Genomic DNA, 10,133 nt, shown 5'->3' on the forward strand with positions numbered 1-10,133 from the left:
GACCAGCCGACGGTGACGAAGGGGAGCAACTCGGCGGCGATCGGGGCGAACTCGAGCGACGGGGGCCGCAGCAACGTGGTGAGCGTGGGCGCGCCAGGCGCGGAGCGGCAGATCACGAACGTGGCGGCGGGCACGCAGGCAACCGACGCGGTGAACGTGCAGCAGCTCAACCAGACTGTCGCGCAGGGCGTCGGGCAGGCCAACAGCTACACCGACAGTCAGATCCACAACGTGAACAACCGGATTGATTCGGTCAGCCGGGATGCGGACGCAGGAGCTGCCGCCGCGATGGCCGTATCCTTGTTGCCACAACCGACGCAGCCAGGGATGAGCATGGTGGCGCTGGCAGGCACGGTGTACCAAGGGCAATCAGGTCAGGCGCTGGGCATCTCGCACGTATCAGGGAATAACCATTGGGTGTACAAGGCGGCAATGTCAGCAAGTTCGCGAGGTACATATGGAGGTGGCGTAAGCGCCGGGTATCAATGGTAGTGGGGCAAGCTACCTGTGGCGAAATGTTAAGTTACCGAGTATTGGGGAGCAAATTTTCGGTGGGCGTTGGCATTTGCGTAACTGCCTGGGTGAGCTTGGCGTTGGCGATATACAGTCGCCGACGCCGCCGTCTTCCTGAAATAATGATCTGCTCATGCAATGTTCCAGCACACGGTCTCCTTCGCCAACCGGATCTGGCAACGATGGGCCAAGTATCACCGGCTGAACTCCCTAAATTAATCACCAACCCGATCAATCCGTAACCCCGAGATGCGCTACGCAGGCTTCCACGCAAGCCCTGAGGTTGTGCGTCAGTTGCCGACGATGGTCTACGGAGATCTGAGGGACTCCATCCCAAACAGATCCGATGGAATTGCGGAAGGGGCGCGCGAGCACCTACTTTCCCGTCTGGGGGAATTGCGACAGCAGATGCGGGAACTGCGGCCAACAGTGTTCCGGTGAGGCAAGGGGCCTTTTCGAAGGATGAAGCTACGAAACCATGCAAGCCTTGGAAGGATGTGTCGAACAACGGTTTCCGTGTGCAGGGCAGCTTCGAAAATTTCGTTCAAGTAAGTCGCCTTGAGCGGCAGAGTCCTGGCGCATATGCAGGAGATAAATTCCATCTGAGCGTGCGCCGAGATCTGGTTCCGGCCGCGTTCAGTATGTTGGCGGAGCTACTCCTCTCAGAGAGTAGTCCGATCGACAGGTGGAAGGCCACCGATTTAACGAAGCTCGAAAAACAGAAGGGGCGCCTTGTTGATGGTGCGCAATGGACGATGTACGTTCATACTGATGCCGCGGACTCGACCTACAGCGCACAGGGACCGCAGAAGGTCCGCGGCTTCGTCGAGCTGTCCGCGCATGGAATTGAGTCTGGAGAGCATCCGGACTCCGATGTGCGCATGATAGCTGGCAATATGCAAGTTACCGCAATGAGTATTTCAGTCCTCGAAAGGGTAACCGGGCCCAATGGGATGAATCGCGCAGCCAGCCATTCTACGGAACGATGGCCGAATAATCACCAGCGGTTTGATCCGGGTGGATGATGGCCCGACGCTATCGCAAAATCCTTTTGAAATGCATCTCAGTTCCGTGCAAGCATGTTCCATGTATTGTATGGGACATCGGCCTGCTATTCGGGTAATGACGGGGCGACTCAATCCGGAACCATCCTCATAGTTGCCTGTGTGCCCAGACATCGGCCCGTGAACATCTAAATGATGGAACGAGACCATGACCGCAAGTCCTTGGTAATCAAGTGCTGGTTTGAAAAAGCAGTCGCGCGTCGAAGTAACGCGCAATGTGCGCGGCGATCGATAACCTGGGTCCACTGCCTTCTTGCGTGTGTCTCTACCGCGGTAGAACTAGTCGCTAAGCAGTACGAATTCCGAAACATGGACGCTCGGCCCGTCGTCACGGAAGACGAAGATTAATGATCTCGTTACCTTGATGAATCGACACCTCAATCCGCCCACGCGCGGGCGTCTATATTTGATCGCGAAATTGCGCTGCTTAGCGAGCAGAATACTCGCTTGCATGAGTAATATTGCGAGCTATTACTTCCTTGACGATCTCGTCGAGAGAAACGGACGCGAGTGGGACCCATTCTCGCTTTTCCTGCAGCGCCGTTGTTGTGGCGCCTTGAGGTGAAGCAGGTCCATACATGATGTCCGGCATACCGACCTCGTGATTGCCAAGGGCCGTACTTGCGCGCTCGATGAGCGTGTTTAACTCTTCCAGCCGATAGGCAGAACATCTCGACATGGCCCGCTTCCGGAGAGGGTAGTCGACGCTCAGCAAGGGCAGTTCGACGCGTACGCCAATTTTCCACCGCGCCACCTGTACGAGATCGGGCTTGTTAACGGATGCGGCCAGCTGGGCGAACTCGACAAGCCGCGTATCTTCACAAGACCGTGTTCGGCGCGATGCGCAAATGAAGCCGAAGGCCACAGTGTGACACAACACGGATGCGATCGTAGCGATGTAAAGACGGACGCTCGCATCGTATGGGGTATTAGGTCTTGTAGACTATATAACCGACGCCTCGAACGGTGCTGATTACTTCTGTGCCGAGTTTCTTGCGCAGATTCGAGACATGCACCTGGATCACGTTGCTTTCAATTTCCTCCTGCCATCCATAAAGGCATTCTTCGAGTTGGGCGCGCGATTGCGGCACGTCCTGGTGGGTAATTAGCTGAAGCAGAATGGCCCATTCTTTGGCCGTCAGCACAATCAGCGCTCCGTTGCGAAAGACGGTCTTCGCCATCGTGTCGATCGTGACCTCGCGCCATGTGATCTTTTCCGAGGCGCGTTGCTGCGAGCGACGCACGAGTGCACGGCAGCGCGCCAGCAACTCCATGAGATCGAACGGTTTGGTGAGATAGTCATCGGCGCCGGCATCCAGTCCCGACACGCGATCCTCTACGGTAGCTCGCGCGGACAACAGCAGTACCGGGACGTTGTTACCGGCGTCGCGCACGGCCCGCAGCAGATCGTGACCCGAGATTTTCGGCAACCCCAGATCAAGTATTGCCAGTGCATACTGGGTTGTCGCGAGCGCGAGCTTGGCATCGCGGCCATTGCGAACCCAGTCAACCGTATACGCCGCCTCGCGCAGATTGATCTCGATGCCTAAGCCCAGTAGCTCATTGTCTTCAGCGAGAAGGATTCTCATGGATTGTTGGACACACGTAAAAGATGTTCGAGTCTCGGCAGACGTTCAGATGAAAAACCTGAGTCTTATGAGCGGTCTTGGAAAAATATTGAGCAAGTTCTCCCAAAATCAAGGTGACAACGTCGCATGCCTCGAAAACGCCACCCTAACCAGAATCTCTAGCCTGCATCATTGATGCTCGAAGTTCGCCCGATACGCGTCAGCGCTTTTCCGCGTCGTTGCGTGTCTACGGAAGTGCGGCACGGATCAATCGAAGCGACATGCGACTCCGTCAACGGTTTCAAGTTGTGGATGCCAATTCATCGACCAAAGAAGCTTTTCAAGCTCCAGTTGCGGTAGGCTGCGTCGATCCTCAATTGGACGATTGTGATATTCGGGGCGGGAAAGCATCTGGCGATGTATTGGCAATGATGGGTTAAACATGTTACGCAGTGAGATATGTTAACTTGTTGACGTGGAATTTATTTTACCTCTGGCCGCCATACATAGCGATATTCTGTTTTACTACAGGTAGTTTCATTTGATCGGCCGATATCGTGGCGATCGGTGCAAGAAGGAGCTGGTCTGTAAAACCCGAACCGGCGGCATGGGTTTCGTTGACTGCCGATACGGCGACATGCGCCTTGAAAGGGGCTACAGGTGGTTGGTTGAGGGTAGGAAAGGAGTGTCGATCATATTGAGCATTAGGTGTCGTTCGATGTGTCGCTCATGTGCTGGCAGTGCTCCGGGTCTACTCGAAATTAGCTATCTAGCTCCGGTATTTCGCAGGGGAAACGATTTATCATTTGGCGTCAGCTTGCTTGCTGAATGCCTTAGATCGCCTCTGCGAAATTCGGACACTAAAATTCATCTTGCGAGGAGCGTAATTCGCGCGAGGATCAATGCTGGTTCGCATTGTTGGTTATTTTTATAGAGGGCTGGTTAATGTGGAGTAGCTATTTTATATCAGTATTGAGCTGCCTATTTAGAGTATTTTTGACCGTCTTTTCAAGATCGTGTTTCCATTGCGGTGACCTTTGCGATCTAAAGGACGTTGGGGCTGGTTCGTGGCTTATACGGAAGTGTCACCGCTACTGCAGCGACGTACAGCTCATAATTGCCCTGGCGGTGATATGAACTGTCTTCAGTCTAGACCCAAAGGTTTCGTCAGGGGGCAGGCATTCTGCCAGCGGCAACTGTCGGAGAGGCAAGCGGCGCAAGCTGGCGCGAAGTAAGTACTTTGATGTGTGTTGTTTCACGAGACGTGCAGCCCCTTGGCCGCCAGACCTTGGTTGAACCGTTGTCTCCGAGCTGAACTGCAAACGATGCGTAATAGCAAGTCTGATGGAGAACGTCAAATGTGCGATTCGAAAACCTGTCTGGCGAGTGTCCCGTCGTCGCCTCGTCGAAAGTTCCTACGCGAGACTGGTGCGTCAGCGATTGCTGTTACGATCGGCGGTCTACTGACGAGCAAGTTGTCGGTCGCGGCCGAAGTCACGGTGGTCCCAAAGCCGGAGAACGTGTTATCGCCAGACGACGCGATTAAGCGATTGATGGAGGGAAACGCAAGGTATGTATCAGGCGTAACTCGGCGTCAGGATTTCGCCCATGATCGGGACGCCCTTATTGCCGGACAGAACCCTTATGCGGCCGTGTTAAGTTGCGCTGATTCGCGAGTTGCCCCTGAATTTGCTTTCGACAGTTCGCGCGGCGATCTGTTCGTAACGCGTGTGGCGGGCAATGTAGTTGACGACGACGTGCTGGGCAGTCTTGAATACGCTGTTGCCGTATTGAAGGTTCCAGTGATTCTCGTGCTTGGACACGACAAGTGCGGCGCGGTGGGTGCGGCAATCAATGTTGTGATCAAGGGGGCAACGTATCCTGGGAAGATTCAGTCGCTAGCAATGACAATAGTGCCGGCGGTGAATAAGGTAAAAGGCAAGGCAGGAAACCTGCTCGATGCGGCGATCGCACAGAACGTCCGTAACAGCATGGCCGATTTGCGGTCATCTTCGATGCTCATTCGGGAAGCTGAAGGGTTGAAGAAAATCAAGATCGTCGGAGGTGTTTACCGTCTGTCCGATGGCAAGGTCGGGCTCCTCGGCTAGTTTTGATGATCCCAGGGAGCGGTAGCGCGTTTTTTGGGGCATGGAAGCGTCGCAGCCAGATGCTGCGGTTGCTGTCTCGGGCGCTCGGTACGCCTTCGCTTGCACGTCCGATGTTGTCGTATTCTAGCAAGATTTCGATCTGCATTTAGGCTGGTAACTACCGCGCTGACAAAGACGCAGTTTCGGAAATTCCTTCGTAGCATCTGCTGGTGGCAGGAATCCGGACGCCTTGCCGCCTACCTAGGGGGCACAAGTCCACTATGGTTGCCGAGTCGGACAAGCATCGCAACACGAACGCGGTAGCGTTGCGATGGTCAACGAAAACACCCCCAATGTCTGGGCCTTGCTGTTGGATTGCCCGCGTTCTGCATCGACTGCGCGACCACGATCACACTCGTGTAGTCGGCGCGTCTCGAAGATGTCAACGTTTCACTCATCAGAGCCGCTCTCTCGACGGCTCAGGTAACCTGCATGGATTGATTGCGAAACGGCACGACCGTGGTCACGAAAATCCGACCCGCATAACATGCTTTTCGCATACGGATAGTTGGGTGCCACGAATGCGCAGCATCGCGTCGGTAGAAAACGGCTTGCGCCCTGACGTCTTGCGCGAGGCATGCGGCGTAATCAGCGCCACGAAATCCTTGCGTGGCACAACGCGGTCCATTTCGTCGAGCAGCGCTCGCTTGCGCGTGCGCCGGTTACTCAGGTAAGGGGCAGGTCGGCTTGTTTCATACGTTTATTCTGCCAGGCTATGCTCCCTTTGAACATCAGTCCGCTCGACTGTTTTGAGCACCATCCCTAGCCTAGGAGCTCTTCAGGATTCGTCGCCGACGGTGATGTCACACTCGTGCAGCGGCTGTAAGCCAGCAAAGAGGCTTGCGCGGCGGCTATACCCGGGGACCAGAGGTTTTTCCGCGGATGGGCGCCACCGTATCCCACGTGTGCACGTCACGATTTCGCGCGCCGATCATAAATAAGCGACGAAGACAGATAATGGATCGCGAAACCAACATTGCCGCGATAACGAGTAGCGCTGCTGCCAAGCTGTTGTCGGTACGGGTCAGCACCTCAGCCAGATAGATCGTAATACCGATCACTGCCGGGTGGTGCAGAATGCGGCAACCGGACAGTATGTTCATGATTGCACCTTGCAATGATTAGAAAGGCATCGTGTCGGTCCTGTAACATCACCGGCGAAAACCTCTTGCGGTGTCGTACACGACTGTCGCGGTACGTCACTCGCCGTAGTAGATATCACAGAAGCTCGCGGGTCCTGAGCATGATGAGGCAGAATCGCGAGGCGCGGCAGCCCGCGCTCCGGAAGCCGACGTGCCGGACAAAGTGATGCCGCCTGCCGCGTCATTCAAAGTTTGCTTGGCTTGCTCAGCAGCTACTTTGGCTTCGGCAACCTGAATGTTCACCGGGTAAGCATCTGACCCGGGGTTGTGGCCGGCTTTCTCGAGGCGAATCAGATCGGCTTTCACTTCGGCCCGCGTGAGTGGCGCGACAGTTTGCGCAAAACACAGAGCGGGGCTAACGAGCGCAATTATGCTAATGGAAACAAACGTGAGCGTTTTCATGGATTTCATGATGTCAACTCCTTCGAGTTATTGAATATATAAAAATCAAACAGATTAACGAGCGATTAATCACCGAAATAGATGTTGCAGAAACTAACCGGGCCGACGCAGTCCGCGGACGTCCTATTGTGGCTGGAGTTACGAGGAAGTTTGCCGGTTTGCGAAGTGCCCACAGGTGTGCCGCCAGTGTCGCCGGCCTGCTCGGTCGCGCGCTTGACCCGATGAGAATAGATCAGACCGGTATTCGGATAGGATGTCTCTGTCACGAGACGTGAGCCGCTGTTTTCCGCCGCTATGAGCTGCTGACGTACTTCTGCTCGGGTGATGCCTTGAGCGGAAGCAGTGGGGACAAGGGCGGCCGCCGAGAGTGCGAGCAAAGTGGCTATGGTGAATGCTCGAAGCGCTTCCATTTTGTGTTCTGTACTATGTAGATATTTGTTCATTAACGAGGTAAAGCACAGAGAATGATGATCTGTTCAATACCAGGGACGTTTCGCGATGCTTGGTCTAGGAAGACTGTCAATCGCGAATCGTTGAGAAAAGTGTAGCGGGAGAAGGGGCGGGCGAAAAATACATACTTGCGATGCGTCCCATGCCTTGGGGTTATGCCGTCAGGAATGGACGGCTCTGTTTGCCATTGATAAGGGTTGCCTGTCTTTCTTGCGTGAACAGGTGAATTTGAGAAGTGCTCGTGATTGGTGGTTCGTGCAACTGCAAAATATGCAGGTGAGAACTGACAACCTCGCATGACATCCAGTGGAAAAGCGGCGGCAGCAGATCGGAAAAGGGGAAAACACGCCTGTCCGACAGCTCGGAGCAGTGCGAGTCGAGTTGCTTATGTACCGTTCTACGAGTGCCGACTACTGTTGTTTCTGGCTGCGGATCGCGAAGAAACGTACGCAAAACGGGAAGTGGCCTATATGTAGGAAGATGCAACTTGCATCATAGCAGTGCAACGAGCCATCAACCTGGCTGATAGCCAATTCTCCTCTGCGCTTTACGTAGATTAAAAATCTTTGACATAAAATTTCGCAATGCCGGCTATTGTTTCGTTAATAGGAGGCGCGGCATGCCAAATTAAGAAATTGTATGCGACTCAAGAAAAGCACGCCATCTTCCTCAGTTTCAGACCGCCCAAGATACAGCCTAATATTCTGATTCTTTAATGAAAAAAGCAACTTCCGTAGGTGCCACGAACACTCTGACGAGAGTGCCTCAGATTGCGGTTGCCCTTCCGCCGACCGTCAGTGTTATACGGCGCATTTTCAGTCACCGCCGTATGATGCATTACAACCGCATCGCTGTACTCGTCATTATTCTGAACATCTGTGTGGCGTCGATGATAACGACGTACGCGCCGCTCTCATTGCTCATCGCTGCCCAGGCCAATTTCTCCATTGCGATTCTGGGAAGAAATCAGTACCTCGTCAATCTCATGTCCCGCCTTGCGGTCAGGGCGCCCGTACATTGGCCCTTGGACGTGCGGTGGGCTCTGGCCAAGGTCTATCATGTTGGCGGATTACACGTAGGTGCCGCCCTGTCAGGCACGGCATGGTATCTCGCTTTTGTTTTGGCAATTGTGCAAAAGGCGCGGACATACTCGGGATCAGTGTCGATGGTGAATCTCGCATTATCCCTTGCGTTTATCACGCTGATCCTTGGAATCATCGTCATGGCTATGCCCTCGATGAGGGAGCGTTTTCACGACCGCTTCGAGCTTTCGCACCGCTTTTTTGGATGGACGGCACTTGTCCTTGCATTGACCAATACCCTGACGTTCGCGCTGCATCAGTTCTCCAGCGGGTCCGCCTCCGGGCGTGTCCAGACCATGGTGATCTGTAGTTTGCTTCTGGTGAGTACGGCCTCCTCACTCACGCCATGGTTCGGGCTGCGGAAGGTTCGAATCGCCGTGACCAGTCCGTCGTCGCATGCCGCGCTGGTGGACCTGCATCACGATGTCACTCCGATGGTGGGCTCGGTCAGGGCAATTAGCCGCAACCCGTTCTTCGGCTGGCATGCCTTCGCCTGTGTTCGTGCAAGCGACCCGGCGCACGGCTACAGGATGGTGGTTTCCCGTGCGGGCGACTGGACTGGCGAATTTATCGACCGACCGCCTTCACACGTCTGGGTACGCGGCATTCCGGTCGCCGGGATGGCCAATGTGCGGAAACTGTTCCGCAAGGTAGTGTTTGTGGCCACAGGCAGCGGCATCTTCCCGCTGCTGACTCACCTGCACGCGAATGAGGTGTCGTCGCACATGGTATGGGTCACGCGCAATCCGAGAAAAACCTATGGGGATGCGCTCGTGGACGAAATTCTCGCAAGCCAGAAAAGCATCACGATCTGGGACTCCGACGAAGACGGCCGCCCCGACGTGCTTCAACTCGCCTACTCTGCATACATGCAGCACCATGCGGAAGCGGTCATTTGCGTGGCAAACAGAAAGATCACCTGGCAGGTCGTCTATGGACTGGAACAGCGCGCAATTCCTGCTTTCGGCCCGATCTGGGATTCATGAGGGCCGCGTGAAGGCGGAGTTCATTGGAGTGCGCGGGAAATTCGGTCGCCCTCCGGGCTCCCTGGCGCGTGCGGAGTCATCATTCTGCCGATAGCCAATTCCCTCTCAATGCACTCTCGCGGCGCCAGCACGGTTTCTGACCGTTCCTAGGTGACGTCGCCAGATTTACGTGAATTCAGACCGCCATCGACAGACTGAGTGTGCTGCCCATGATGTTAGTTTCCTCGACCTTAGCAGCACACGTTTGTATGACGTAACGTCGCTCATCCGGATGCTTTTTGCGATGCGGCTGTTTCACGGCGACGGAACAGCGGACGCGGTTCGTCGAACGCGCCCTGATACTGCACCGTAAACTCGGTAAATGCCTTCAGCGCGTCGTGAATGTCCTTGTCGGCGCGCAGTGCATACGCGTTGAACCCGCAGCGCTCGTAGAAGCGCAACTGGTCGCGCAGCACGTCGCCGATCGCGCGGATCTCACCCTTATAGCCATAGCGCTCGCGCAACAGACGCGCAATGCTGTAGCCGCGGCCGTCACGGAACACCGGGAAATCGACTGCGATCAGCGGGAGCTTGTTGAAGTCGCCGGCAATATCGGCCGGTTCGCTATCCGGCGCGAGCCACACGCCGATTCCGGCGGCGCCGCGCGCCGCCGTCAGCGCATCGCGCGCGCTTTGCCACAACGCGAGCGGCACCAGCACCTTGCCGGCCGGCAACGCGTCCACCGCCGGCAGCGTGCCGTCTTCCGCCGCGCGCACGACCGTCCAGTCATCGTTGACGAT

Annotated in this window: 10 protein-coding genes; 4 read left to right on the forward strand and 6 right to left on the reverse strand. The window is 55.5% G+C overall.

Annotated elements, in window-relative coordinates:
* Nucleotides 1-492 (forward strand): YadA family autotransporter adhesin (locus HV796_RS38285; RefSeq protein WP_175233014.1); only part of this gene is annotated, 492 nt, incomplete at its 5' end.
* 518 nt (nucleotides 493-1,010) lie between these two features.
* Entirely contained in the window at nucleotides 1,011-1,538 is a 528-nt protein-coding gene (locus tag HV796_RS38290) for a hypothetical protein (RefSeq protein ID WP_175233015.1), read from the forward strand.
* Nucleotides 1,539-2,004: 466 nt separating this feature from the next.
* Here HV796_RS38290 and HV796_RS38295 read toward each other — a convergent pair whose 3' ends face one another.
* Nucleotides 2,005-2,442 carry a hypothetical protein gene (locus tag HV796_RS38295; protein WP_175233016.1) on the reverse strand — a complete coding sequence of 146 codons (438 nt, stop codon included), beginning with the start codon at nucleotides 2,440-2,442 and terminating at the stop codon, nucleotides 2,005-2,007.
* Nucleotides 2,443-2,506: 64 nt separating this feature from the next.
* Nucleotides 2,507-3,166, reverse strand: coding sequence for a response regulator (locus tag HV796_RS38300; RefSeq protein WP_175233017.1), 660 nt, complete (start codon nucleotides 3,164-3,166; stop codon nucleotides 2,507-2,509).
* 1,337 nt (nucleotides 3,167-4,503) lie between these two features.
* Here HV796_RS38300 and HV796_RS38305 point away from each other — a divergent pair.
* Nucleotides 4,504-5,253 (forward strand): carbonic anhydrase, encoded by a 750-nt coding sequence (locus HV796_RS38305; RefSeq protein WP_175233018.1) that lies wholly within the window; start codon nucleotides 4,504-4,506, stop codon nucleotides 5,251-5,253.
* 890 nt (nucleotides 5,254-6,143) lie between these two features.
* On the opposite strand, the gene HV796_RS38310 is transcribed toward HV796_RS38305, so the two are convergent.
* The 3 genes from HV796_RS38310 to HV796_RS38320 form a co-directional block, all read right to left on the reverse strand.
* Nucleotides 6,144-6,395: a hypothetical protein gene (locus HV796_RS38310; RefSeq protein ID WP_175233019.1), complete on the reverse strand. Its 252-nt coding sequence runs from the start codon at nucleotides 6,393-6,395 to the stop codon at nucleotides 6,144-6,146.
* Between the two features lie 96 nt (nucleotides 6,396-6,491).
* The gene (locus tag HV796_RS38315; protein ID WP_246356299.1) at nucleotides 6,492-6,845 is read right to left on the reverse strand and encodes a DUF4148 domain-containing protein; all 354 of its coding nucleotides are present in this window, start codon (nucleotides 6,843-6,845) and stop codon (nucleotides 6,492-6,494) included.
* Nucleotides 6,846-6,901: 56 nt separating this feature from the next.
* The gene (locus HV796_RS38320; protein WP_175233020.1) at nucleotides 6,902-7,246 is read right to left on the reverse strand and encodes a DUF4148 domain-containing protein; all 345 of its coding nucleotides are present in this window, start codon (nucleotides 7,244-7,246) and stop codon (nucleotides 6,902-6,904) included.
* 755 nt (nucleotides 7,247-8,001) lie between these two features.
* Between HV796_RS38320 and HV796_RS38325 the strand changes: the two genes are divergently transcribed.
* Nucleotides 8,002-9,354, forward strand: a complete 1,353-nt coding sequence (locus HV796_RS38325; protein WP_175233021.1) for a ferredoxin reductase domain-containing protein — start codon at nucleotides 8,002-8,004, stop codon at nucleotides 9,352-9,354.
* Nucleotides 9,355-9,617: 263 nt separating this feature from the next.
* Here the strand turns inward: HV796_RS38325 and HV796_RS38330 are convergent.
* Nucleotides 9,618-10,133 (reverse strand): DUF934 domain-containing protein (locus HV796_RS38330; RefSeq protein ID WP_175233022.1); only part of this gene is annotated, 516 nt, incomplete at its 5' end.

Source organism: Paraburkholderia humisilvae (genome assembly GCF_902859855.1).
GTDB lineage: Bacteria > Pseudomonadota > Gammaproteobacteria > Burkholderiales > Burkholderiaceae > Paraburkholderia > Paraburkholderia humisilvae.